Origin of the sequence: Paraburkholderia kururiensis JCM 10599 = LMG 19447 (assembly GCF_003986935.1) — a bacterium.
GTDB lineage: Bacteria > Pseudomonadota > Gammaproteobacteria > Burkholderiales > Burkholderiaceae > Paraburkholderia > Paraburkholderia kururiensis.
In genome coordinates this window covers 215,672-241,589 of sequence record NZ_RJZE01000002.1, presented here as the reverse complement: position 1 = coordinate 241,589, position 25,918 = coordinate 215,672, and the positions used below count along the sequence as shown (strand labels likewise).

18 protein-coding genes and 1 tRNA gene are annotated in these 25,918 nt (G+C 65.5%); 11 read left to right on the top strand and 8 right to left on the bottom strand.

Translation table 11 applies throughout. The annotated features are described in order from the left end of the window. Positions 1–13: 13 nt before the first annotated feature. Positions 14–838, top strand: coding sequence for a competence/damage-inducible protein A (locus PKKP23_RS03225; protein WP_126875759.1), 825 nt, complete (start codon positions 14–16; stop codon positions 836–838). A 66-nt stretch (positions 839–904) separates the two neighbouring features. Here the strand turns inward: PKKP23_RS03225 and PKKP23_RS03220 are convergent, their stop codons facing one another. Then, on the bottom strand, positions 905–1,369 hold the full coding sequence (locus PKKP23_RS03220; protein ID WP_017777962.1) for a rhodanese-like domain-containing protein: 465 nt from the start codon (positions 1,367–1,369) through the stop codon (positions 905–907). Between the two features lie 507 nt (positions 1,370–1,876). Here PKKP23_RS03220 and glnA point away from each other — a divergent pair. The 4 genes from glnA (at position 1,877) to PKKP23_RS03200 (ending at position 8,427) form a co-directional block, all read left to right on the top strand. Continuing rightward, positions 1,877–3,292: a type I glutamate--ammonia ligase gene (gene glnA, locus PKKP23_RS03215; RefSeq protein ID WP_017777963.1), complete on the top strand. Its 1,416-nt coding sequence runs from the start codon at positions 1,877–1,879 to the stop codon at positions 3,290–3,292. Positions 3,293–3,493: 201 nt separating this feature from the next. Beyond that, positions 3,494–4,636, top strand: coding sequence for a nitrogen regulation protein NR(II) (gene glnL, locus PKKP23_RS03210; RefSeq protein WP_017777964.1), 1,143 nt, complete (start codon positions 3,494–3,496; stop codon positions 4,634–4,636). Between the two features lie 33 nt (positions 4,637–4,669). After that, positions 4,670–6,184, top strand: coding sequence for a nitrogen regulation protein NR(I) (ntrC, locus tag PKKP23_RS03205; RefSeq protein ID WP_017777965.1), 1,515 nt, complete (start codon positions 4,670–4,672; stop codon positions 6,182–6,184). 47 nt (positions 6,185–6,231) lie between these two features. Beyond that, positions 6,232–8,427, top strand: a complete 2,196-nt coding sequence (locus PKKP23_RS03200; RefSeq protein WP_126875758.1) for a prolyl oligopeptidase family serine peptidase — start codon at positions 6,232–6,234, stop codon at positions 8,425–8,427. 81 nt (positions 8,428–8,508) lie between these two features. Here the strand turns inward: PKKP23_RS03200 and xth are convergent, their stop codons facing one another. Next, entirely contained in the window at positions 8,509–9,285 is a 777-nt protein-coding gene (gene xth / locus PKKP23_RS03195) for an exodeoxyribonuclease III (RefSeq protein ID WP_126875757.1), read from the bottom strand. A gap of 163 nt (positions 9,286–9,448) precedes the next feature. Between xth and PKKP23_RS03190 the strand changes: the two genes are divergently transcribed. Continuing rightward, positions 9,449–9,525 (top strand) — tRNA-Met (locus PKKP23_RS03190). Positions 9,526–9,721: 196 nt separating this feature from the next. Here the strand turns inward: PKKP23_RS03190 and PKKP23_RS03185 are convergent. Beyond that, positions 9,722–10,711 (bottom strand): LysR family transcriptional regulator, encoded by a 990-nt coding sequence (locus PKKP23_RS03185; protein WP_126875756.1) that lies wholly within the window; start codon positions 10,709–10,711, stop codon positions 9,722–9,724. Positions 10,712–10,819: 108 nt separating this feature from the next. Between PKKP23_RS03185 and PKKP23_RS03180 the strand changes: the two genes are divergently transcribed. From PKKP23_RS03180 to dinB, 3 genes are all read left to right on the top strand, one after another. Then, a complete protein-coding gene (locus tag PKKP23_RS03180) occupies positions 10,820–11,986 on the top strand; it encodes a mandelate racemase/muconate lactonizing enzyme family protein (RefSeq protein WP_126875755.1) in 1,167 nt (388 codons plus the stop codon). Positions 11,987–12,118: 132 nt separating this feature from the next. Further along, positions 12,119–13,453: a C4-dicarboxylate transporter DctA gene (gene dctA, locus PKKP23_RS03175; protein WP_126875754.1), complete on the top strand. Its 1,335-nt coding sequence runs from the start codon at positions 12,119–12,121 to the stop codon at positions 13,451–13,453. Between the two features lie 171 nt (positions 13,454–13,624). Next, a complete protein-coding gene (gene dinB / locus PKKP23_RS03170; RefSeq protein WP_126875753.1) occupies positions 13,625–14,842 on the top strand; it encodes a DNA polymerase IV in 1,218 nt (405 codons plus the stop codon). 185 nt (positions 14,843–15,027) lie between these two features. Here dinB and PKKP23_RS03165 read toward each other — a convergent pair whose 3' ends face one another. Further along, a complete protein-coding gene (locus PKKP23_RS03165; protein WP_126875752.1) occupies positions 15,028–15,978 on the bottom strand; it encodes an ATP adenylyltransferase family protein in 951 nt (316 codons plus the stop codon). A 139-nt stretch (positions 15,979–16,117) separates the two neighbouring features. Here PKKP23_RS03165 and PKKP23_RS03160 point away from each other — a divergent pair, with 139 nt between their 5' ends. Next, positions 16,118–17,422: an amidohydrolase family protein gene (locus tag PKKP23_RS03160; protein ID WP_126875751.1), complete on the top strand. Its 1,305-nt coding sequence runs from the start codon at positions 16,118–16,120 to the stop codon at positions 17,420–17,422. A 209-nt stretch (positions 17,423–17,631) separates the two neighbouring features. Here the strand turns inward: PKKP23_RS03160 and PKKP23_RS03155 are convergent, their stop codons facing one another. After that, the gene (locus tag PKKP23_RS03155) at positions 17,632–19,734 is read right to left on the bottom strand and encodes a M3 family metallopeptidase (protein WP_126875750.1); all 2,103 of its coding nucleotides are present in this window, start codon (positions 19,732–19,734) and stop codon (positions 17,632–17,634) included. Between the two features lie 519 nt (positions 19,735–20,253). Here PKKP23_RS03155 and PKKP23_RS03150 point away from each other — a divergent pair. Continuing rightward, on the top strand, positions 20,254–21,474 hold the full coding sequence (locus tag PKKP23_RS03150) for an acyltransferase family protein (protein ID WP_126875749.1): 1,221 nt from the start codon (positions 20,254–20,256) through the stop codon (positions 21,472–21,474). 2 nt (positions 21,475–21,476) lie between these two features. Here PKKP23_RS03150 and folD read toward each other — a convergent pair whose 3' ends face one another. From folD to fixL, 3 genes are all read right to left on the bottom strand, one after another. Continuing rightward, positions 21,477–22,331 carry a bifunctional methylenetetrahydrofolate dehydrogenase/methenyltetrahydrofolate cyclohydrolase FolD gene (folD, locus tag PKKP23_RS03145; RefSeq protein ID WP_126875748.1) on the bottom strand — a complete coding sequence of 285 codons (855 nt, stop codon included), beginning with the start codon at positions 22,329–22,331 and terminating at the stop codon, positions 21,477–21,479. Between the two features lie 410 nt (positions 22,332–22,741). Next, a complete protein-coding gene (fixJ, locus tag PKKP23_RS03140; protein WP_017777977.1) occupies positions 22,742–23,386 on the bottom strand; it encodes an oxygen response regulator transcription factor FixJ in 645 nt (214 codons plus the stop codon). Continuing rightward, entirely contained in the window at positions 23,383–25,896 is a 2,514-nt protein-coding gene (gene fixL, locus PKKP23_RS03135) for an oxygen sensor histidine kinase FixL (RefSeq protein WP_017777978.1), read from the bottom strand. The genes fixJ and fixL overlap by 4 nt, the downstream gene beginning before the upstream one ends. Between the last annotated feature and the right edge of the window lie 22 nt (positions 25,897–25,918).

Sequence of the window (25,918 nt, the reverse complement as noted above, 5' to 3'; positions counted from 1 at the left end):
TCGAGAGGCGGCAATGGCATTTGGTTTGATCATCATCGGCGACGAGATTCTGTCGGGCCGGCGCAGCGACAAGCACCTGCCGAAAGTCATCGAACTCCTGAGCGCGCGCGGGCTTTCGCTCGCGTGGGCGCAATACGTGGGCGACGAGCGCGAGCGCATCACCGAGACGCTGCGACGCAGTTTCGCTTCGGGTGACATCGTGTTTTCGACGGGCGGCATCGGCGCGACGCCGGACGACCACACACGCCAGTGCGCGGCCGCAGCGCTCGGCGTGCCGCTCGAACTGCATCCCGAGGCGAAGGCGCTGATCCAGGAGCGCATCCGCGATATGCACAGTGGCCCCGGCCCGATCGACCTCGACTCGCCGGAAAACCGCCATCGGCTGAACATGGGCACTTTTCCGCGCGGCGCGTCGATCATTCCGAACGGCTACAACAAGATTCCGGGCTTTTCGGTGGGCGACCATCACTTCGTGCCGGGCTTTCCCGTCATGGCGTGGCCGATGATCGAGTGGGTGCTGGACACGAAGTACGCGCATCTGCATCACGCCACGCCGCATGCGGAGAAGTCGTTGATCGTGTTCGAGTTGCCCGAATCCACGCTGACGCCGCTCATGGAGCAGATCGAGCATGATTTCCCGGGCGTGCGCGTGTTCAGCCTGCCCAGCGTGGGCGACGCGACGCGCGGCGGCATCTACGCGCGCCGGCACATCGATCTGGGCGTGAAGGGCGAGCCCGAGGCCGTCGCGGCAGCGTTCGTGAAGCTGCGCGAAGGCGTGCATCAGCTGGGCGGGGACATCGTCGAGCCGCCCGCAGAAAACGGGAAGGCGGCCGATTGACTGACAGGCGGCCGGAAGCGGATTAAGCGCCCATCAGGCGCCGGTCAGGTGGCAATCGTGTGCCAGTCAGGCGCCGATCCACGGCAACCCCCGGAAGCACCAGCCCGACACCGTCTTGCGATGTCCCTGGCCGTCCTTGTCGCCTTCAAATCCTTCCAGCAGATCGAAAGCCTGCGTATAGCCGGACTTGGCGGCCTCGATGGCGGCGAGCTTCGAGCGCGCGGCGCTGCGGCAGAGGAACAGCACGGGCGTGTCGGGCGCAACTGAAGCGCGAAGCTGGTCGAGGAATTCGGGATTGGGGATGCCGCCGGGGTAGCGGGTCCATTCGATGTGCGCGTACTGGCCGTCGCCAATCACGGGCCGGCCTACCCAGTCCAGCTCGGCGCGCGTACGCACGTCGACGAGCCGGGCGCGGGAATCGAGCTGCAGAAGCTCGAACGCTTCAGCGGGCGACAGCGCGCCCGCGTAGGGCAGCTGGTTTGCGACACGGCGCTTCTCGGCCTCTCTGTACAACTGTTCGAGCGTGCTCATGACGGCCAGTCTCCTCGTATCGGGATCAAAAAAGCATTCTAGCGCGGGGGCGCGGCGCGAGACATCGGGCTTGCCCGGGCGCAGCAGCAACCCTCACAACGAACCGTGGACGCGACCCGATGACGCAGATTCGACGACCACGGCTATCGGCGGTCAGCGCCTCGCGCAAAGGGGCGCCCAATGAAGGTGCAAAAAGGCCGCGATGCACCATAATTGAACGGAGACGGGTGGATGGCAGGTGGAATGCACTTTATTGGTGCGATGAGGTGTGCTGACCGGCACACCGTGCCTCGTCACTGCGCCTGAATTCCCCGCGACAGCGCGCGCCGGGCGGGGCGGGGTGCCAGGCTGGCGCACGTATGGCATGGAAGCTGCTTATAATCGCCCCGATCGATCGGCCACCGGGGTCGCGCCGTTCCGCGAAAAACGCGGTGGACGTGTCAAGGCCGGTCCGCTAGATTGGGGCGGCGGCGAAACCCGCCGAATTCGTTAATCAGGAGATAGGTTATGAGTAAATCCGTGGCCGACGTCATGCAACTCGTCAAGGACGAAGACGTCAAGTTTGTCGACTTCCGTTTCACCGATACGCGCGGCAAGGAGCAGCACGTGTCCGTGCCGGTGTCGGCATTCGACGAGGACAAGTTCGAAAGCGGCCATGCGTTTGACGGTTCGTCGATTGCCGGCTGGAAGGGCATTGAGGCTTCGGACATGCTGCTCGTGCCTGATGCCGATACGGCGTTCATCGACCCGTTCTACGAAGAATCCACGCTCGTCTTGACCTGCGACGTGATCGAACCGGCCGACGGCAAGGGCTACGAGCGCGACCCGCGTTCGCTCGCGAAGCGCGCCGAAGCGTACCTGAAGAGCACGGGCCTGGGCGACACCGCCTTCTTCGGTCCGGAACCCGAATTCTTCATTTTCGACTCGGTCCAGTGGAACACGGACATGTCGGGCTGCTTCGTGAAGATCGGCTCGGAAGAAGCGCCGTGGTCGTCGTCGAAGGAATTCGAAGGCGGCAACACGGGCCACCGTCCGGGCGTGAAGGGCGGCTACTTCCCGGTCGCGCCGGTCGATTCGTTCCAGGACATCCGCTCGGAAATGTGTTTGTTGCTCGAGCAGATCGGCGTGCCGGTCGAAGTGCACCACCACGAAGTGGCGGGCCAGGGCCAGAACGAAATCGGCACCAAGTTCTCGACGCTCGTGCAGCGCGCGGACTGGACGCAGAAGCTCAAGTACATCGTGCAGAACGTGGCGCACACGTACGGCAAGACGGCGACGTTCATGCCGAAGCCCGTGGTGGGCGACAACGGCTCGGGCATGCACGTGCACCAGTCGATCTGGAAGGACGGTCAGAACCTGTTCGCAGGCAACGGCTACGCCGGCCTGTCGGAATTCGCGCTGTTCTACATCGGCGGCATCATCAAGCACGCTCGCGCGCTGAACGCCATCACGAACCCGACGACGAACTCGTACAAGCGTCTCGTGCCGCACTTCGAAGCACCGGTGAAGCTCGCCTACTCGGCGCGTAACCGCTCGGCCTCGATCCGCATTCCGCACGTGTCGAACCCGAAGGGCCGCCGTATCGAAACGCGCTTCCCGGACCCGATGGCCAACCCGTACTTCGCGTTCTCGGCGCTGATGATGGCCGGCCTCGACGGCGTGCAGAACAAGATTCACCCGGGCGAAGCCGCGGACAAGAACCTGTACGACCTGCCGCCGGAAGAAGACGCAAAGATCCCGACCGTGTGCGCGGGCCTCGACCAGGCGCTCGAAGCACTCGACAAGGATCGCGAGTTCCTGACGCGCGGTGGCGTGTTCACGGATTCGATGCTGGATGCGTACCTGGAACTGAAGGAAGGCGAGTTGCAACGCTTGCGCATGACCACGCACCCGATCGAATTCGAGATGTACTACTCGCTGTAAGCGGCAATGGCGCTTCGCTTGCCAGCAGCAGCGGCAGCGAAGCGTCTGTCCGACGTTCACGATGGGTTACGAAGGGACGGCGGTGCCGTCCCTTTTTCGTTGGACGCGGCGGGTCAGACGCTCATCGGCGCACCGCTCGCGACCCGGCAGACAGATGACTACCCTCATCAGCGCATTGCCTCCTCGCGGCCAGACTGAAACATGGTTCTGAAGAATCTGATCAAGGCAAGAAAAGGGCACGCCGAAGCCCTGTCGGAAGATACGCAGCTCGTCGAGTCGGGGCTCCTGCCCGGCTTCGAAGCACTGCCTACGGTGGTGCTCGTGCTCGACAAGCGCACGCTGCGCGTCGCTTTCGCAAATCCCTCGGCCGAGGCGATGCTCGATCTCTCGCGCCGTCAGCTCACGCAGATGGCGTGGCCCGACATCTTTTCGAATGCGGACGAGCTGATCGCCACCATTGCGTCCATCGCCGAACACAAGTTCCACGCGACGCATCTCGACGCGGTGCTCGAACGCGCCGGTCACGAGCCGCTGCACGTGCATGCGATCGTGGGCTTTCTGGAAAGCGCGCCAGACTACGTGCTGCTCGAACTCTTCGAAAACGAGCGGCATCTGCGCACCGACCGCGAAGAGCGCATTCACGACCTCACTTCGGTCAACAAGCAGTTGATCCGCAATCTCGCGCACGAGATCAAGAATCCGCTCGGCGGCATTCGCGGCGCGGCGCAGTTGCTCGAATTCGAGCTGGGCGCGCGCGAGCGCGACGAACTGCGCGAGTACACGCAAGTGGTGATCAAGGAATCGGACCGCCTGCAGACGCTCGTGGACCGGCTGCTCGAACCGCACCGTCATCCGCACATCGTGGGCGACGTCAACATTCACGAAGTGTGCGAGCGCGTGCGCGCCGTGATTCTCGCGGAGTTTCCGCGCGGCCTCACGATCGAGCGCGACTATGACGTGAGCGTGCCCGACCTGCGCGGCGACAAGGAGCAGTTGATCCAGGCCGTGCTCAACATCGTGCGCAATGCGGCCGAAGCGCTGCGCGAACGCATCTCGCAGGGCGACGCGCGCATCGAGCTGCGCACGCGCGTGGCGCGCAAGGTGACCGTCGCCAAGCGCCTGTGCAAGCTGGCACTGGACTTGCATATCATCGACAACGGTCCTGGCATTCCCGAAGAGATTCGCGACCGCATCTTCTATCCGCTCGTGTCGGGGCGCGAAGACGGCAGCGGTCTCGGTCTCACGCTCGCGCAGACCTTCGTGCAGCAGCATGAAGGTCTGATCGAAGTGGAGAGCCGGCCGGGCCACACCGAGTTTCAGATCCTGCTGCCGCTCGACTACTGATACCGCAAGCATCCCAAGACTTCTACGGACCCTATGAAGCCGATCTGGATAGTAGACGACGACCAATCGATACGCTGGGTGCTCGAAAAGGCCCTCGCGCGCGAGAACTTCGCGACACGCAGCTTTGCGAACGTGCGCGAAGCCGCGAGCGCGCTCGACCACGACAGCCCGCAGGTGCTGGTGTCGGACATCCGCATGCCCGGCGGCTCCGGGCTCGAATTGCTGCAGACCGTGCGCGAGCGCGTGCCGGGGCTGCCCGTCATCATCATGACGGCGTTCTCGGATCTCGATAGCGCCGTGGCCGCCTTCCAGGGCGGCGCGTTCGAATACCTCGCGAAGCCGTTCGACGTCGACAAGGCCGTGGAGCTGATCCGCCGCGCCGTGGACGAGAGCGTGCGCGGCGAACACCCCTACGACGAGCGCGTAGCCGAAGCGCCCGAAATGCTGGGCCAGGCGCCCGCGATGCAGGACATGTTCCGCGCCATCGGGCGGCTCTCCCATTCGGCGGCCACTGTGCTCATCACCGGCGAATCCGGCACCGGCAAGGAACTCGTGGCGCGTGCGCTGCACCGGCATAGTCCGCGCGCAAGCGGTCCGTTCATCGCGCTCAACACGGCGGCGATTCCGAAAGACCTGCTCGAGTCGGAACTGTTCGGCCACGAGCGCGGCGCGTTCACGGGCGCGCAGGCCATGCGCCAGGGGCGCTTCGAGCAGGCCGAGAACGGCACGCTCTTTCTCGACGAAATCGGCGACATGCCGTTCGATCTGCAGACGCGCCTGCTGCGTGTGCTTTCGGACGGGCAGTTCTATCGCGTGGGCGGCCACAATCCGTTGCGCGCCAACGTGCGCGTGATTGCCGCCACGCACCAGAACCTGGAGTCGCGCGTGCGCCAGGGGCTGTTCCGCGAAGACCTGTATCACCGGCTCAATGTGATTCGCCTGCGTTTGCCGGCGCTGCGCGAGCGCAGCGAGGACATTCCGCTGCTCACGCGCCACTTCCTGCAAAAGAGCGCGCGTGAACTCGGCGTGGAACCCAAGCGCGTGTCCGACGAGGCGCTCGCGTATCTGTCGTCGCTGCCGTTTCCAGGCAACGTGCGGCAACTCGAAAATCTCGCGAACTGGCTCACGGTGATGGCGCCGGCGCAGACCATCGAGATCAAGGACCTGCCGCCCGATCTCGTGCCGGCTCAGGCCGGCTCGCCCGAACTGACCATGGCCGGCGCCGCGATCGCGGAAGGGACGGCTGGCGCAGTGGCCGGCGTCGCGCCGAACGGCACGGTTCAACCGGCGCTTGCCGCGGCCGTGCCCACCGGCATGCCGGCACCGCCGCCCGTGAGCGCATGGGAAAGCGGACTGCGCACGGAAGTGGCACGTCTGCTGCGCGAAAACTCGGCCGACGTGATGGACGAGCTCTCGCGCCGCTTCGAGGCGGCGGTGATCCGCGAGGCCCTCGACTTCACGCGCGGCCGCAAGGTCGAAGCGGCCGAGCGGCTTGGCATTGGCCGCAACACGATTACGCGCAAGATCCAGGAGCTCAACCTGGAGTAGCGGCGCCCGCGGGCATAATCGACGCTGTCGAATACATTCAGCCGATCATGCCCGCATCTTCTTCCCGGCGCGGCCGGGGTTCTCCGGCTAGCAGCACGCGCACCGCGCGTGTTTCCCCGTGGCCTCGCCAGCCCGATCCCTTTCGTTTTCTCGAAGACCTCGACGACTCCGCCGCGCTCGCCTGGGTGAACGAGCAGAACGCGCGCACGCATGCCGCCTGGCAAACCGGCGCCTCGTTCGAGGCGCTCGCTGCGCGCCTCGCACAGGCTTATCTGCCGCGCGAGCGGCCCGTCATTCCCACGCGCTGGAAAGATTGGGCCTACGACCTCTGGGAAGACGACGCACACCCGAAGGGACTGTGGCGACGCACCTCGTGGGCGAGCTGGCGCAACCGCGCACCGCAATGGCAGACGCTGCTCGATTTCGATGCACTGGGCGCCGAAGAGGGCGTGCCGTGGGTGTGCGCGGACATCGAGATTCTCTATCCCGACGGCGACCGCGCGTTGATTGCGCTCTCGCCGGGCGGGGCGGACGCCACCGTCGTGCGCGAGTTCGACATCGAGCGGCGCAGGTTCGTCGAGGGTGGCTTCGCGATCGAAAGCGAGGGCAAGCATACGGTGACGTGGATCGACCGCGATTCGGTCTACGTCGGTTGGGATCGTGGGGACCGTGCGCGCGGTGCGCTCACGCGTTCGGGGTACCCGCGCGAAGTGCGCCGGTGGCAGCGCGGCTCGCCGCTCGCCGAGGCGCCTGTCGTGTTTCGCGGCGCGTTCGACGACGTGAGCGTGGAGGCCGACTACGATCCTGTCGAACACCGTCACGAGGTGGTACGCGGCGTGGACTTCTTCGACTCGCATACGTTCTGGCTCGACGCGAGCGGAACCTGGCAGCGTTACGAGGTGCCTGCGCACGTCGCTGTGGGCGCGTGGCAGGGGTGGCTGCTGCTCGAACCGCGGCTCGACTGGCACTGCGAGGGCGCGCTGTATGCCGGCGGATCGCTGCTGGCGATCCGCGAGGACGCGTTTCTCTCAGGCCGGCGTGACTTCGTCTCGCTCTTCACGCCGACGCCCGTGACCTCCGCATGCGAATGGACGCACACGCGCCACTATCTGATCGTGTCCTGGCTCGACGACGTGCGTAGCCGCACCATGCTGTGGCTTGCCTCGCAAGATGGCGAGAGCGGGGCGTGGACGTGGCAGTCGCGGCCGTTTGCGGCGAGCGCGGCGAGCGCGGCGAGCGGCACCGCGCAGGTCGATATCTCGCCCGTGGAAGAGACGCTCGACGACGAAGTCTATGTAGACGTCGACGATTATCTGCAGCCGCCCGAGTACGGGCTCGCGGACCTCGCCGCGAATGATCTCGCGAACTGGGAGCGCATCGACCGCTGGCCCACGCAGTTCGACGCTACGCCGCTCGTCGTGAAGCACGGACACGCCGTGTCGAAAGACGGCACGCGCGTGCCGTACACGATCATTGGACCGCGCGGCGTGCTCGAAGGCGACACGCCATCGCCGCAGCCTTGCCTGCTCACCGGCTATGGCGGCTTTGCGATTCCGTTCACGCCGCACTATCTCGTGGGGCCCGGCATCGGCTGGCTGGAACGCGGCGGCGTCTACGCGATCGCCCATATTCGCGGCGGCGGCGAGTATGGCCCTGCCTGGCACACGGCCGCGCAACGCACGCGTCGTCAACGTTCGTTCGACGATTTCATCGCCGTCGCGCAACAGCTGGTCGCAGACGGCGTGACGACACCGAAACAGCTCGGCATTCAGGGCGACAGCAATGGCGGGCTGCTCGTCGGCGCGTGCATGGTGCAGCGGCCGGAGTTGTTCGGCGCGGTGGTGTGCGAGGTGCCGCTGCTCGACATGCAGCGCTATCACCGGCTGCACGCGGGCGCTTCATGGCTCGACGAGTACGGCGATCCCGACGAGCCAGCCGAGGCGCGCGCGCTCGCGGCCATCTCGCCGTATCACAACGTGAAGGCCGGTGTGGCGTATCCGCCGGTGCTCTTCACGACCTCGGCCAGCGACGACCGCGTACATCCGGCGCACGCGCGCAAGATGGCGGCGCGCATGCAGGCGCAGGGGCACGCAGGCGTGTGGTACCTGGAAAGCACGGCAGGAGGACACGGTTCGGGCAGCGACGCACTCGAACGCGCGCACTACGACGCGTTGGTGTTCGGCTTCCTGTGGGGGACGCTCGCGCTCCCCAACGATGACGGGACCGGGGCAGCGAACAGATGAGGAAAAGATGAAGTAAGCGAAGGCGGGGCGGCAGCCTCACGACCCGCGCCGCTCGCCAAGGCCAGGCTGCCACGCCGACGCTCAGCCGATCTGCGCAAACACGGGCGCATGATCCGAAGGCTGCTCCCATTTGCGCGGCGTCTTGTCCACGTCACACAGTGTGCAGTTGAGCGCAAGCTCTTTCGAGAGCAGCACGTGATCGATGCGCAGACCCGCGTTGCGCCGGAACGCGAGCATGCGGTAGTCCCACCACGTGAAGCTCTTTTCAGGCTGATCGAAGAGCCGGAACGCATCGACGAGGCCCAGCGCGACGAGGCGCTCGAATTGCGCGCGCTCTTCGGGCGAAACGAGGTTCTGCCCTTCCCAGGCTTTGGGGTCGTGCACGTCGCGGTCTTCGGGCGCGATGTTGTAGTCGCCCAGCAGCGCGAGCTTCGAATGCCGGGTCATTTCGCCTGCGATCCAGTCGTGCAACGCGTTGAGCCAACGCAGCTTGTAGGCGAATTTGTCGGTGCCGGGCGCCTGGCCGTTCGGAAAGTACGCCGAGATCACACGCACGCCTTCCACGGTGGCGCAGATCACGCGCTGCTGCTCGTCTTCGAAGCCGGGAATGTTGCGCACGACGCTGGCCTCGTCCACGGCGATTCCGTCGCGCACGATAATGCCCACGCCGTTATAGGTCTTCTGGCCGGCGAACCAGCTCTTGTAGCCTCTGGCCTCGAGTTCGGCACGCGGAAACTTCTCGTTGGGCAGCTTCAGTTCCTGGAGGCAGAGCACGTCGGTCTGGCTCAGTTCGAGCCAGTCGATCACATGTTGCTGACGAACCTTCAGGGAGTTGACGTTCCACGTAGCGATTTTCATTGGACGCGAGCGCTGCAAAATGAGGTAGGACATTATGCATGAACGGCGGCGCAGTCCTGTCACCGCTACCTGCACGATGCGGTGAACGTCGAAGAGGTGCCGCCGCATGTGAGGTGTTTGACGCGGGCGGCACGAGTGGCTATAATTCAATTCTTCTGACGGACGCGGGGTGGAGCAGTCTGGCAGCTCGTCGGGCTCATAACCCGAAGGTCGTAGGTTCAAATCCTACCCCCGCAACCAGTACCGCAGAATGCGCAGCATGTTGAAGTTGCCGCGCCACGGTGCAGAGCGAAAGCGTCAGAAGACAGATCAACAAAAAGCCCGCTTCAAGCGGGCTTTTTGTTTTGTTGCGTCGCTGTGCTGCGGCTCGATACCGGGAGATCGAAACGGCAAGCGGCGCGTCACGCAACTACGATCGCCGGCCTCACGTGCGGTCTCATCCCCCACTTCGCCCTGCATCGCGCTTTGTTCTTCGCTTTCCCTCCTGCCGCTTCGTTCCATCCTCTTTGCCGACTGGCACTTCGTATCCGTTCATGCCGTTGAAGCGCTCGATCAAAAAATCGATGAACGCTCGCGCCCGCGCCGACTGGTTGCGCTTGTTCGGGTAGTACACGAACAGGTCCGCGGACGGCTGCACAAACTCGGGCAACACGATGCGCAGCCGGCCGCTCGCCACGTACTTAGCGAGATCCCACTCCGAACGCACGAGAATGCCGTGCCCGTCCAACGCCCAGCCGAGCACGATGTCGCCGTCGTTGCTCGAGAGCGTGCCGTGCACTTTTACCGCGTGGCTTTCGCCGTGGCGCTCGAAGCGCCACACGCTGTACGCGTTGTCGTTTTGCCGGTGCACGATGCAGGTGTGGTTCGCGAGGTCGGCAAGATTCTCCGGCGCGCCGTGCTGTTCCAGATAGCGCGGTGACGCACACAGAAAGCGGCGATTCGACATGACGCGGCGCGCAATGAGCCGCTGGTCCGGCAGCGAGCCAAAGCGGATGGCCAGATCGATGCCGCTTTCCACGAGATCGACAGGCCGGTCCGTCACGTCCAGTTGCACTTCCACATGCGGATACCGCTTCGCGAATTCGGAGACGATCGGCGCGATCGTCGTGCGCCCGAAGCCGAGCGTCGCGTTCACGCGCAGCAATCCTTTGGGGACCGAATGGCTCGAACTCACCGCGTCTTCCATCTCGCGCAGCGCGGCAAGGATGCGCGTGGCGTGATGCAGGTAGGTCTCGCCCTCGGGCGTGAGGCTCACGTGGCGCGTGGTGCGGTTCACGAGCCGCACGCCAAGGCGGGCTTCGAGCTGTGAGAGCCGCTTGGTGGCCGCGGGCGGGGTCAGATTGAGTTCGCGTGCCGTGGCGGCCAGGTTGCCGTGGCGTGCCAGCAGCACGAAGAACTCCAGGTTGGACGCAATGTCGGTCTTCACTGAAAGTTAATGAAGTAATGAGTTTCGGTGAATCATAACGGCGGTCACGGCGAATAATCTAGCGGCTCCCAACGCTGCCGCACGGGCGGCGCGAAGCACGGAGACACCATGAGAATCGTCGAAATACGCGAAAAAACCGTTCCCATCAGTTCGTCCATCCGCAACGCCTACATCGATTTCAGCAAGATGACGCTGAGCCTCGTGGCCGTGGTGACGGACGTCGTTCGCAACGGCAAGCCGGTGATCGGCTACGGCTTCAACTCGAACGGCCGCTACGGGCAGGGCACGCTGATGCGCGAGCGCTTCATTCCGCGCGTGCTGGAAGCCGATGCGGCCTCGCTCGTCGACGACACGGGCGACAACCTCGATCCCCACAAGATCTGGGCGACGATGTTCACGAACGAAAAGCCGGGCGGTCATGGCGAGCGCTCCGTCGCGATGGGCACCATCGACATGGCGGTCTGGGACGCCGTGGCGAAGATCGAAGGCAAGCCGCTCTTCCAGCTGCTCGCGGACCGCTACGGCAACGGCCAGCCGGATCGCAAGGTGTTCGTCTACGCGGCGGGCGGCTACTACTATCCGGGCCAGGACCACAGCAAGCTCAAGGACGAGATGCGCAGCTACCTCGACCGCGGCTACACGGTGGTGAAGAAAAAGATTGGCGGCGCCTCGCTCGACGAGGACCTGCGCCGCATCGACTCGATTCTGAGCGTGCTCGGCGACGGCCAGAAGCTCGCCGTGGACGCCAACGGGCGCTTCGATCTGGATACCGCGATCCAGTACGCGAAGGCGCTCTCGCAATACGACCTGTTCTGGTACGAGGAGCCGGGCGATCCGCTCGATTTCGAGTTGCAGGCCACGCTGCGCAACTACTACGACAAGCCGATGGCCACCGGCGAAGACCTGTTTTCGATGCAGGACGCGCGCAACCTGATCCGTTACGGCGGCATGCGCGCCGACCGCGACTGGCTGCAGTTCGACTGCGCACTGGCCTATGGCCTTGTCGAGTATCTGCGCACGCTCGACATGCTGCATCAGCACGGCTGGTCGCGCGCCCGCTGCATTCCGCACGGCGGCCATCAGATGTCGCTCAACATTGCGGCCGGTTTGGAACTTGGCGGCAACGAGTCGTATCCGGATTTGTTCCAGCCGTACGGCGGCTTCCCCGACGGCGTGAAGGTGGAGAACGGCTATATCACGATGCCGGATCTGCCCGGCATCGGCTTCGAAGGCAAGGCGGATCTGTACGCCGAGATGCGCAAGCTGGCCGAGTAGTCGCCGCTCTGACACGGGAAAAAACCAAGGAAGACAGAGAACAGGCGGGCAGGGCGCCGCGCTCGACAGATCGGGCGCGGCGCCGCAAACAGATCCGCCGTTCGTGGAACTCGCCACGCACAGGAGACAGTCATGCGGGTTGCAACCATTCGGAAGTATCTTTCGAGGCTTTACGTTCAGGTGCTGATCGGCATCGTCGCGGGGGTGGCCGTGGGCCACTTCTTCCCCGATGTCGGCACGCAGGTCAAGCCGCTCGGCGATCTGTTCATCCGGCTGATCCGGATGCTGCTCGCGCCGATCATCTTTGCCTCGGTAGTGGTGGGCATTGCCCGCATGACGGACATTCACGCCGCGGGGCGCGTGGGCATGAAGGCGATCGTCTACTTCGAGATTGCGTCGACGTTCGCGCTCGGCATCGGTCTCGTCGTCGTCAACGTCGTGCAGCCGGGCCGCGGCATGAACGTCGATCCCGCACACATCGACAGCGCGGCCATCGCGAGCTATACGCACGCCGCCCATCAGCACGGCATGCTCGACTTCTTCATGAGCATCGTGCCCAACAGCGTGGTGGGCGCCTTCGCCAACGGCGAGATGCTGCCCGTCATCTTCTTTTCGGTGCTGCTCGCTGTGTCGCTTGCGCGACTGGGCCCGCGCGCCGCGCCCTTCGTCGACATGCTCGACATGTTCCTGCAGGCGATGTTCGGCGTGGTGCGCATCGTCATGTGGGTCGCGCCCATCGGCGCGTTCGGCGGCATGGCCTTCACGGTGGGGAAGTACGGCATCGGCACGCTTGCCTCGTTCGGCGAATTGATGCTGTGCCTCTACGTCACCTCGATCGCGTTCGTCGTGATCGTGCTGGGCCTCGCCATGCGGCTGTGCGGGCTGTCGTTATGGAAGTTCCTGCGCTACATCAAGGACGAGATTTTCGTGACCTTCGGCACCGCCTCCACGGAAGCGGTGTTGCCGCAGATGCTCATCAAGCTCGAAAAGCTCGGCTGCGCGCGGCCGGTGGTGGGCATGGTGCTGCCCACGGGCTACACCTTCAACGCCGATGGCACCGCGATCTACCTCACGATGGCGGCCATCTTCGTCGCGCAGGCCATGAACATTCACCTGAGCCTCGGGGACCAGCTGCTCGTGCTGGCCGTGCTGCTGCTGACCTCGAAGGGTTCGGCGGGCGTAGCGGGCGCGGGGTTCGTCGCGCTGGCGGCGACGCTTGCCTCGATGCGCAGCATTCCCGTCTCGGGCCTTGTGCTGCTGCTCGGCGTGGACCGCTTCCTCAACGAGGCGCGCGCCGTGACGAACCTGATCGGCAACGGCGTGGCCACGGTGGTCGTGGCGCGCTGGGAGAAGGCGATCGACATGAACCGCGCCCGCGCCGTGCTCGATCGCGGCGCGTTGGAGGCCGATGAGTTAGAGGCCGATGAGCCGGGGCGGCCGCTCGTGGGAGCGGAAGCCGAAGGCTGAAGTCCGGCGCGCCAGGGGCGTGGGCGCGGGCCATTCGCTCCGAGGCGATGGCGTGCCGGGCGTGGCACGGGCGACCGCGAGGCCGATTTCATGTCGCACTGCACGCTTGAAAAGCATACTGTGTTTTTGTACAGTACTGTCACCTCGAACGTGACGGATGCCGCCTGATCCATGCCGCCCGCGCCGGCTGACTCCCCCGCCCGCAAGATCATTCACTGCGATTGCGACTGCTTCTACGCGTCGGTCGAAATGCGCGACGACCCCTCGTTGCGCGGGCGGCCGCTCGCCGTGGGCGGCCGCCCCGACCAGCGCGGCGTGATTGCCACCTGCAATTACGAGGCGCGGCGCTTCGGCGTGCATTCGGCCATGTCGTCGGCGCTTGCCATGCGCAAGTGTCCGGACCTGCTGATCCTGCCGTCGGCCATGGAGAAGTACCGCATCGCGTCGCGTCAGATCATGGCCATTTACTACGACTACACGGCCGACGTCGAACCGCTTTCGCTCGACGAAGCCTACCTCGACGTCTCCCAATCCGACCGCTGCAAGGGCAGCGCGACGCTCATCGCCAGGGAGATTCGCGAGCGTGTGCGCGAGACGGTGGGCGTCACCGTGTCGGCGGGCGTGGCGCCCAGCAAGTTCATCGCGAAGATCGCTTCGGACTGGAACAAGCCGGACGGGCTTTTCGTGGTGCGTCCGCACGAGGTGGATGCCTTCGTCGCCGCGTTGCCGGTGCGCAAGATTCACGGTGTCGGCAAGGTGACGGCGGCGAAGCTCGAAAAGCTGGGCCTCACTACCTGCGCGCAACTGCGCGAGTGGCCGCTCGTGGATCTGCACCGGCACTTCGGCGTGTTCGGCCAGCGGCTTTACGAACTGGCGCGCGGCATCGACGAGCGCCCCGTCCGCGCGGACCGCGAGCGCAAGTCCGTGAGCGTCGAGACCACCTATGTGACCGATCTCCAGACGCTCGACGAATGCGCGGCCGAATTGCGGCGCCTCACGGCGCAACTGGATGCGCGCATCGAGCGGGCCGGTGCCGCTGCGGCCGTGCGCAAGCTGTTCGTGAAGATCCGCTTCGCCGATTTTCAGCGCACCACGGTGGAGTGCGTTGGCGAGGCGACGCATCTGCCTACGCTGCTCGCGCTGCTCGAGAAGGGCTTCGCTCGACGCAATCAGCCGGTGCGGCTGCTGGGCGTGGGCGTACGGCTGGAAGAGGACGACGCGGCGCTGCGCGGACAGTTCACGCTGTTCGATGAAGACGGCGAGGATGTGCCGCTGGCCCACGCCGAGGAAGCCGACGACGAAGGCGACGACGAAGCCGGCATCGAGGTCGACCAGCAGGCCGGCATCGACGAAGAGGCGCAAGGGCACGAGGATGATCGGCGCGCGTGATGCGGTGCGGCTGATGCCGTGACGACTGCTTCGCGGCGGAGGGCAGCGCGCTTGTTGCGTTGGGCCGTGCGAGGCCTGGCCGTGTCGCTTGCAGCCTTGTAGCCTTGCAACCTCGTCGCATCGAGTTGCGTCCTCGCGGAATCCGTGCGGGTCGCGAACCGTTGCCCCTTATCGGTTATCAACCATCAGCCAGGCGCTGCCGGCAATATCGTCGCCCCTGGCAGCGTCACGCGCTCCAGCAGCTTCATCGGCCCCCATCTTTTCACCACATCCAACTGCTGCGCGTCGCGCACGAACAGCGATCCCGCGAAGCCCAGCGCGTTGACCGATACGCCCTCCACGCATTCCGCGGCGCGCGGCACGACCAGCATCCAGCGGCGTGTGGCGAGCAGGTTGTACGGCCCCGATTGCAACTGCTCTCCCGTCGTCTCGATGCCGCTCATGCCTGCCGCCGCCAGCAGCGCGCGATAGGCGCTTTCGAGCCTGCGCGCGGCTTCGTCGCGAAATGCATTGTCGGCGGGCAGGTCGAGCCGGCAGAACGCGTGGCAAAACGGCAGTGCCGGCACCGATTGCGGTACCCCGCAGGCGGGCGGCACGTCGCGCCAGGCCGCTTCCATCGGCACGCTGCCGCCTGGGCCGCCATCAGACGCGAGCGGCACCATCTGCAGATGCTTGTGCGGCTGACTTGCGCCCGCGGCAGGGCCACCGTTGTAGAAGCCGAGCCCGTCAAACTCCGCCATGCAGGCCGCGAGCGCCGTGAAGTCGGCGAGGTCGAGCCATGCTTCCTGGCGTTCGAAGGCGCGCGTCACGATCAGCAGATGGTGATCGATGACGTTGAACTTGTTGAGCAGCGCGACGTGCGTGGGCGAAACGCTCGCGACGAACAGGTCGGGATCGTAGGGCAGGAAGGGGTTGCAAGGCGTGTGCGCTGCTGTGCGCACTGAAACTTGCGCCTCGCGAGCGCGCGCCTTGAGCGCGAGGCTCGACACCTGACGCACGACGAAGCGTACGCCGTGATCTTCAATCGAAGTCTCGGTGGTCTCGATGGGGCGCAGCGCCTCGCATCGCAGCGCGTGCTCCGTTTGCCGCAGCAGAGCCGGCCAGAGCGTGCCGGGTTGCAGTTCGAGTGTGTCCATGGCGATGCATGTTAGTACAACGCGGACGTCGGTCGGAAAGCGCCCACGTGCCGACGTAGTCGCGCCTTCACATCGACATGCCGGACTTCCCGCACACTTTCTGTCGCCGATAAAATCGACGGACACTCAGGAGCCGCTCATGGACCTCATCATCCGCCGCGCCGTGTTGCCCGGCATGTTCGCGTCGCATCAGAACGCCCACGGCGAAGCTGGGACCGTCGATATCGGTATCGAGGGCAGCCGCATTGCCGCCGTGGAGCCGCGGCTTGCCGCCACGGCGCGCGAAGAGATCGACGCTTCGGGTTCGCTCGTGAGCCCGCCGTTCGTGGACGCGCATTTCCACATGGATGCCACGCTCTCGTACGGCCTGCCGCGCGTGAACGCGTCCGGTACGCTGCTGGAGGGCATCGCGCTGTGGGGAGAGTTGAAGCCTCAACTGACGCAGGAAGCGCTCGTCGAACGCGCGCTCGAATACTGCGACTGGGCCGTGGCGCGCGGGCTGCTGGCTATTCGCAGCCACGTGGACGTCTGCGACAGCCGGTTGCTCGCCGTCGAGGCGTTGCTCGAAGTGAAGCGGCGCGTGGCGCCGTATCTGGACCTGCAACTCGTGGCCTTTCCGCAGGACGGTCTCTTGCGCAGTCCCGGCGCGTTCGACAATCTCAAGCGCGCCATCGCGATGGGGGTGGACGTGGTAGGTGGCATTCCGCATTTCGAGCGCACGATGGCCGACGGCTCGGAATCCGTGCGACTTCTGTGCGAGTTCGCGGCGGACCAGGGCCTGCGCGTAGACATGCACTGCGACGAGTCCGACGATCCGCTCTCGCGTCACATCGAAACGCTCGCGGCGCAGACGCATCGACTCGGCCTGCATGGCCGCGTGGCGGGCTCGCATCTCACGTCGATGCATTCCATGGACAACTACTACGTGAGCAAACTGCTGCCGCTCATGCGCGAGGCGGGCGTGGCCGCCATCGCGAATCCGCTCATCAACATCACGCTGCAGGGGCGCTCCGACACCTACCCGAAGCGGCGCGGCATGACGCGCGTGCCGGAACTCGCCGCGGCGGGCATCGAGGTGGCATTCGGCCACGACTGCGTGATGGACCCGTGGTACAGCCTCGGCTCCGGCGACATGCTCGAAGTGGCGCACATGGGCCTGCACGTCGCGCAGATGACGGGCCTGGACGCCATGCGCGCGGCGTTCGACATGGTCACCGTGAATCCGGCGCGCATCCTGGGGCTCGAAGGGTATGGCATTGCGCCGGGCTGTGAGGCGAACTGCGTGGTGCTCGACGCGCGTGATCCTGTCGAAGCGATCCGTCTGCGTGCGACGCGGCTCTCCGTGGTCAGGCGCGGCAAGGTGGTGAGCCGCATGCCCGCTGCGCGCGCGGCGCTTTCTCTCGAAGGACGGCCGCACGAGATCGATTTCCGGCTGCATCGCTGAGGTTGCTTTCGATCGCCTCACCGGGCTCACACGAGGCACCTACGAGGCACCTACGAGGCACACACAAGGCACACACAAGGCACACACAAGGCACACACAAGGCACATACAAAACAAAGCGCGCGGCGGAAGGTACCCGCTGCGCGCTTTTTTTTGCTTACCTGCTTGTCTGCCGCAGTCGCAAAATGCCGCGGCTGAGACCCGCAGACCTCAGTGCGACACCGTCTCCGTCATGCCGTTGTGGCGCAGCAGGGCGTCGATGGTCGGCTCCCGGCCGCGGAACGCCTTGAACGATTCCATCGCCGGCCGACTGCCGCCCACTTCCAGAATCTCGCGGCGATAGCGCGTGCCGGTGGCCGCGTCGAGCACGCTGCCGCTTGCGCTCTGTGCGGCTTCCTCGAATGCGGCGTACGCATCGGCCGACAGCACTTCGGCCCACTTGTAGCTGTAGTAGCCCGCCGCGTAGCCGCCCGCGAAGATGTGGCTGAACGTGTTGGGCCAGCGCGAGAAGGGCGCCTGCGCGATGACGTGGAAGCGCTCGTTGATCTCGCGGGCGAGGTCGTTGGCGCTCTTCGCGCCGGCCGCGTCGAAGTCGACGTGTAGCGCCATGTCGAACATCGAGAACACGATCTGCCGCAGTGTGCCGAGCCCGCTCTGGAAGTTCTTCGCTGCGAGCATCTTGTCGAACAGCTCGCGCGGCAGCGGCGCGGCGGTATCGACGTGCTGCGTCATGTCGGAGAGCACGTCCCACTCCCAGCAGAAGTTCTCCATGAATTGCGACGGCAGCTCGACCGCATCCCACTCCACGCCGTTGATGCCCGACACGCCCAGCTCGTCCACGCGCGTGAGCATGTGATGCAGCCCGTGGCCGAATTCGTGGAAGAGCGTGATGACTTCGTCGTGCGTGAAGCACGCGGGCCTGCCACCCACCGGCGCCGAGAAGTTGCAGGTGAGGTACGCGACAGGCGTCTGCACGTCGTTGTGGCCGCGGCGGCGGCGGGTGCGCGCGTCGTCCATCCATGCGCCGCCGCGCTTGCCTTCGCGCGCGTAGAGGTCGAGATAGAACTGCGCGACGAGCGTGCCGTCCGGGTTCTCGACGCGGAAAAAGCGCACGTCCGGATGCCAGACGGCGGCTTCGTCGCGGCGAATCTTCACGCCGAAGAGCGTTTCGGTGACCTTGAAGAGACCCTTGAGCACGACGTCTTCCGGAAAGTACTGCTTGACCTCGTTTTCCGAGAACGAATAGCGCTTCTGGCGCAGACGTTCGCCGGCGAACGCGACGTCCCAGGGTTCGAGCGCCGTGAGACCCAGCTCGGTGGCGGCGAACTCGCGCAGCTCCTTCCAGTCGCGTTCGCCGTGCGGACGCGCGCGCTTCGCGAGGTCTTCGAGGAAGCTCATGACCTGCTCGGGCGAGTCCGCCATCTTCGGCGCGAGCGACACCTCGGCGAAGTTGCGGTAACCGAGCATCTTCGCTTCTTCGGCACGCAGGGCCAGTTGTTCGGCGATGTTCTCGGTGTTGTCCCATTCGGGCTTGCCGCCGCCGTACACGGGCCCGAGTTCCGAGGCGCGTGTCACGTAGGCGCGATACATCGTCTCGCGCATCGCACGGTTCTCGGCGTACTGCATGACCGGGAAGTACGAAGGAAAGTGCAGCGTGAATTTCCAGCCGCTCTTGCCTTCCTTTTCGGCGGCTTCGCGGGCGGCGGCGACAGCGTCTTCAGGCAGGCCGGCAAGCTGCGATTCCTCGGTCGCGATGTACGCGTAAGCGTTGGTGGAATCGAGCACGTGGTCCGAAAAGGCCTTCGAAAGCGCAGCCTGGCGTTCCTGCAGTTCGGCGAAACGCGGCTTTTGGTCTTCGGGCAGTTCTGCGCCGGACAGGCGGAAGTCGCGCAGCGCGTTGTCCAGAATCTTGCGGCGCTCGCCGGAAAGCAGCGCGAAATCGCCGCTTGCGGCAAGGGCCTTGTACTTCTCGTAGAGCGCGAGGTTTTGCCCGACGCTCGACCAGAACTCGGTCACGCGCGGCAGGTTTTCGCCGTAGACGGCGCGCAGTTCGGGCGTATCGGCCACGGCATTGAGGTGGCCGATCACGCCCCAGGCGCGCGACAGCGGTTCGGTGGCGCGCTCCACCGGTTCCACGACGTCGACCCACGACGCGGGCGTGGCCGGCAGGCTCGCGCGCTCCACGGCGGCGTTCGCGTTGGCGAGCAGCACGTCGAGCGCGGGCGTGACGTGCTCGGGGCGGATGTCGCCGAAGCGCGGCAGATCGGAGAAGTCGAGAAGCGGATTCTTTTGTGTCGATGAGGTAGTGGACATGGTGCTTCCTGTCTGTCGCGGTGGGTTGCGGTGTCTGGGCAAAGGGATCACGGGCGCGGGCTCGCGTGCGGCTCGCCCGAAGCCGCGGCGGCGTGTTTCGGTCCGCCCTGTGCGTCCGGATACCGACATTATTGGGGCGCGGCGCGCTCTTTCCAACCCGCTCGCCGGGCTCTGTGCACGGTAGCAGAAGTTGCCGGGCCATGCTCGGGCGAGGCGCCCGCGCAGCTTGAGCCAGGGCACGGAACCGGCAAGAGGCGGACGAAGGGCGCCCGTCACGCCGTGCGGCAATCGGTATCGGATCGTGGGTGAGCGAACAGTTTTTCGCCGGGACGCGGCCCATCATGCAGGCTCGCCGCGGTGTCGGCTGCGAAGGCGCTGCCCACTTATTCGCGTGATCCTTCGCGTGACTCTTCGCGTGACTCTTCGCGTGACCCCGAGGGATCGCCAATCGATCCGCGCTTTCGCTGCGCCTGTTCGCATTTCCACTATCGCCGACGTCCGCCTACGGATGCTGCCGCCATGACCTTGCTTTCGCATGCCCTTGCACGCGGGACCCCGCCCGGCACACTGCGCCGCGGCAACAATTTCGATCTCGTGCGCCTCTTGGCCGCCGTCGCGGTGGTGTACTGCCATTCGTTTCTGATGCAGCCGGGCGACAGCGCGATTGACCCGGCCACCGCCACCCTTGGCTTCGACTCGTTCGGCGCGCTCGGCGTCTATGCGTTTTTCCTGATGAGCGGCATGCTCGTGACCGCGAGCTTCGTGCGGCAGCGCTCGGTCATCCGCTTCGTCGCGCTGCGCGTGGCGCGAATCTGGCCGGCGGTGGCCGTGGGTTCGCTGGTGGTCGTGCTGGTGCTCGGCCCGCTCTTCACGACACTGCCGTTGTCCACCTACTTCGGTTCGCGCGCGACGTGGATCAACCTCGACAATTTCAGGACCATCGTGCTGAAGGAGGGCTGGGTGCTGCCCGGCGTGTTCGAACACAACCGCTTCGCGCACGACATCTGCGCGCCGCTCTGGACGCTGCCCATCGAGGTGCGCTGTTATCTGATCGTTCTGGTGACAGGCACGCTCGGCTTGCTGACTTCACGGCGCGGCACGCTGGTGGCGTTGGCAATCGGACTGCTGGGGTTCGTGCTGCGCATCCACGTTCATCCGTTTCACATCGGCATGCGCGACTTTTCGGTGAAGGCGGGCGGCTATTCGTTCTGGCCGGAGCTGTTCTTCATGTTCGGCATGCTGCTCTACGCGTGGCGTGCCGCGGTGCGGCTCGACGGACGGGTCGCGCTGGGGCTCGTGGCGCTCTACCTCGCGCTGCATCATTCGGAGGCCGCGCAGCCGCTGTTCTATCTCGCCTTCGTCTACGGCGTGCTCTGGATGGCGACCACGCCCATGTTGCGCCGCCTCGTGCCGCGCAACGACTACTCGTACGGCATCTACATCTACGGGTTCGTGGTGCAGCAGTGCGTGGCCAATCTCGCGCCGCATCTCGATCATCTGACGGCCGTGCTGATCGCCGCGCCGTTCATTCTGGCGTGCGCGGCGCTCTCGTGGCACGGCGTGGAGCGTCCGGCGCTCAGGTGGGTGCGGGCGCGCACGGAGCGCGCCGTACGACGCCGCGCCGTGCTGGAATCGATGACCGGCGAAGGCGAGGCTGAAGAACTGACCGCGTGGGGCGAAGCGGGCGAGTTACCCGACGACGCCGCCCCGGGAATGGTGGGAGATGCGCCGGCGCGCTGAGGTCAACCCGCGGCAGCCCGCTCGGCCGCTTCGATCGTGTTGACGAGCAGCATCGTGATCGTCATCGGCCCCACGCCGCCCGGCACCGGCGTGATATGGCCCGCCACTTCCTTCACGCCCGCGAAATCAACGTCGCCGCGCAGCTTGCCGGCGTCGTCGCGGTTCATGCCTACGTCGATCACCGTGGCGCCCGGCTTCACCATGTCGGCGGTGAGAATGTTGCGCTTGCCGACGGCAGCGACCACCACGTCGGCCTCGCGCGTGTGCGCAGCCAGATCGCGGGTCTTGCTGTGGCAGATGGTGACCGTGGCGCCGGCTTCGAGCAGCAGCAGCGCCATCGGCTTGCCGACGATGTTCGAGCGGCCGATCACGACGGCGTTCGCGCCCGCGAGCGCAATGCCGTAAGCCTCGAACATCTTCATCACGCCATACGGCGTGCACGGACGAAAGAGCGGCTTGCCCGTCATCAGTGCACCGGCGTTCGCGACGTGAAAGCCGTCGACGTCCTTTTCCGGCGCGATTGCCTCGATCACCTTGTGGCTGTCGATGTGCGCGGGCAGCGGCAGCTGCACGAGAATGCCGTGGATCTTCGGGTCGCGATTGAGTTCGTCGATGCGCGCGAGCAGTTCCGCTTCGCTGAACGTGGCGGGATAGCGGTCGTAGGACGAGAAGATGCCGTTGTCTTCGCAGGCCTTCACCTTGTTGCGTACATAGACTTCGCTCGCCGGATTGTCGCCCACGAGTATGACCGCGAGGCCAGGCTGATGGCCGCGGGCGGTGAGCGCGGCGGCGCGTTGGGCTACGTCGGCGCGCAGCGTCTTGGAAAGGGCGAGTCCGTCGATCAGGGTGGCTGTCATGGTCGGTCGAAAGGGGCAGTTCGGAATGCGGGCGGCGCGTGTGAACGCTGCCATGCGGCGGCGCGGACGGGACACGTTTGGCGCGCATGGCCATGAACCTGTCGGTTCAGGGACAGCACGTGCCTTTTTGTGCTGCTGCGCGGCAGGCCGCTTTGAAGTCCGGAATTATACCTTTGCCGCCTGGCGTTCCTGCCGGGGAAAGGCAGCGAGCCTCGCGAAGTTCAGAGGCGGGCGGAGGGATGAAGGGAGCGGAGAGATGAAGCGAGCGGAGCGAAAACCACACATTGCGCCCGAACTGGCATTGCGCCCGAACTGGCACCGGGGGCGATAGCCCGGCATGCCGTCCGGTGCGGCGCTCCATGAGACGCCCGGTGGACCGGCATGCGGGACTTCGGCGCTCGCGCCTGCGCTTACTGCGCCTGCTGCGGCTTGTTCGACAACGCCAGACGCAGCAGGTCGGCCACCGTGTTCACGTTGAGCTTTTCCATGATGTTGGCGCGGTGCGCTTCCACTGTCTTGATGCTGATGCCCAGATCGTCGGCAATCTGCTTGTTGAGCCGGCCCGCGATGATGCGCTCGAGCACCTGATGCTCGCGCGCCGTGAGCTTGCCGAGCCGCTCGGCGGCCGCGCGCTGTTGCTGCACGCTCGAGCTTTCGCTGCGCGCCTTTTCCAGCATGCGCTCAACGAGCTTGCGCAGTTCGGCTTCGTCGAACGGCTTCTCGATGAAGTCCATCGCGCCCTTCTTCATGGTGGACACGGCCATCGGCACGTCGCCGTGGCCCGTCACGAAGATGATGGGCAGCGAGGCGTTTTCGGCGATCAGGCGCTCCTGGAGTTCGAGCCCGCTCATGCCCGACATCCGCACGTCCAGAATCAGGCACGCGATCTGTCCCGCCTGGTGCGCCGGCTGGTAGGCCTCCAGAAACTGTTCGGCCGAGACGAAGCACTGCACGCGGTATCCGTTCGCTTCCAGGAGCCAGCGCAGCGAGTCTCTTACGGCCTCGTCGTCGTCGACGACAAACACGGTTTCCTGGGTGGTGACTGGGCTGTTCATAGCTCTCCCGTAACGGTTTGGGGTGTCGGCACTTCGGACCCGCCGTGACTCGGGCCGTCAGGTTCGCCTATAGGCAGACTGCAGTGGAATGTGGCGCCCGTGACGTGACCGTCGCTTTCGACGTTGTTCACGACCCAGAGGCGCCCGCGATGGGATTCGATGATTGAGCGGCAGATGTTGAGGCCCATGCCCATGCCGTCGGACTTCGTGCTGTAGAACGGTTCGAAGAGCCGCTCGGCGGTGGCTTCGTCCACGCCCGGGCCCTGGTCGACCACGCTGATACAGACAAAGCCGCCGTCGAGCCTGACGACCACGCGGATCACCGGGTCCACGGCGTTCGGGCGCGCCTCGGCCATGGCTTCGGCGGCGTTCTTGAGTAGGTTGACGAGCACCTGTTCGATCAGCACCGGGTCGACGTAGATGACCGGCATGCGCGAGCGGATGTCCGTGACGATGCGGATGCGCCGTTTGCGCGCTTCGATTTCGGCGAGGCCCACAGCGTCGGCGACGATGTCCGAGACGCGGGTGGCCTGGCGTTTCGGTTCGCTGCGCTTCACGAATTCGCGGATGCGCTTGATGATCATGCCGGCGCGCACAGCCTGCTGGGCGGTCTTTTCGAGCACGGGCAACAGATTGTCAGGAGTAGTGCGCCCAGATTTAACCAGCGCAACGGTTCCGGAGCAATAGTTGTTGATCGCCGCGAGCGGCTGGTTGAGTTCGTGCGCGAGCGACGACGCCATTTCGCCCATCGTCATCAGACGGCTCGTGAACTGGAGTTTTTCGTCCTGCTGGCGCGCGAGTTCCTGGGCCTGCTTGCGCGTGGTGATGTCGGTGGCGATCTGCATCTGCGCGAGATGGCCGTCCACCCACTGGATGTACTGGCGCCGCACCTCGAACCACTTCTGGATGCTCTGCACGTAGACTTCCTGCGCGTCCGCCGTGCTTTCCGTGAGCGCCGCCGCGGGCAGGCCGGCGTAGGTGTCCACCATGTCGATCGAGTCAGAGGACGCCTGCGCGCTGTCGAAGCCGCCGCCCGCAAGCTCCAGGTGCCCGTCCGGACGGATGCCGAAGAGGTGCCGGTAGTAGCGGTTGGCGAACAGGAGTTCGGCTTCGTCGGCGGCCAGCACCGACACGGCGGCGTCGAGGCTTTCCAGCACCGTGGTGAAGCGCTCGTGCGCGGCGGCCAGTTCTTCGCGGGCGCGTTTGGGCTCGGTGATGTCCGTCATCGACGACATCCAGCCGGTCTGCCGGCCCGAACTGTCGATGAGCGGCGACACGTAGAGCCGCGCGTGAAAGAGTGAGCCGTCCTTGCGGCGCACGCGCAGCTCGAAGCCCGAGCTCGGTGCCTTGCCGCGCAGCGTCATGTCGAGCTGGCGCTGCATTTCCGGATACGCGTCTCGCGGCCAGTATGGAAACGGCGCCGTCTTGCCGACGAGGTCGCTTTCGTCCCAGCCCGTCATGCGGCAGAACGCGGGGTTCACGTGCGTGATGCGGCCGTGCATGTCGAGCACGCGCATGCCGATCAGCACCGAGTTTTCCATCGCGCGGCGGAAGAACGCTTCGGCATAGAGCGCCTGCTGCGCTTCGAAGCGCTGGCGCGTGTGCTTCCAGAGACTCCAGAGGCTCCAGAGCACGAAGCACGACAGACCCGCCACCAGCCACACCAGCGTGTTGTTGGTGAAGTTGGTCATCTGCGGGTATGCGTACACCCGCACTGAGACGCCCTGGCCCGGCGGATCGAGCGGCAGGTCGTAGAACTGGTCGCGCGGCAGCCGTGGGCGGGTCGACGTGGTGGCGAGCTCGCGGTTGTTGACGTCGATGATCGAGATCTTGTACTTGGCCGAAAGCTCGGGCGGGATGTCGTGCTTCAGGATGCCTTCGATCGAGAACACCGCGGCAATCGAGCCGAGGAAGTCGCGGTCGCGGTACACCGGCGTCTGCAGTGTGATGTAGCCGTTGCCGAGGTCGTCGTAGATGAGCGGCGAGTACACCTGGCGGCGCGTGCTGCGCGCTTCGCCGAAGGCGGCCTTCACGGCCTCGTCCATCTGGTTGTCGTTGGGGCGCGCGAGCCGCTGGCCGAGCACGGGCAGCGCCGTATCCGGCCAGCGCGGCGTCTGCGCGCTCGTGTACCAGTTCATGTAGAGGATCTCGGGATGCCCCTGCATGATGTCCGTGGTCGACACCTGAAACGAATGCGGATCGGCATGGCCCGCGGCGAGGTCGCGGGCAAGCGCCTGGAGCTGCTCCTGGGCGCCTGTCATCGAGAGGCGGATCTGCTGCTGCGCCCAGGCGACGTTGCGATACAGCGTGTCTTCCTGCTGTTGCTGCTCCCGGCGGTTGAGGCTCCACAAAATGAGGCTCATGACGATCAGAAACACGAGGATCGACAGGAGCGGCGTGAGCAGATAGGAATTGGACCACCACGGTCCGTGGTGCCAGCGGGTCGGCGAAGGCTCGCTCCGGTTGCCGGGCGGCCGCGCCGAGCGTGCGAAAAGCCGATCGGTCAACATGGCAGGATTGTAGCTCAGCGCA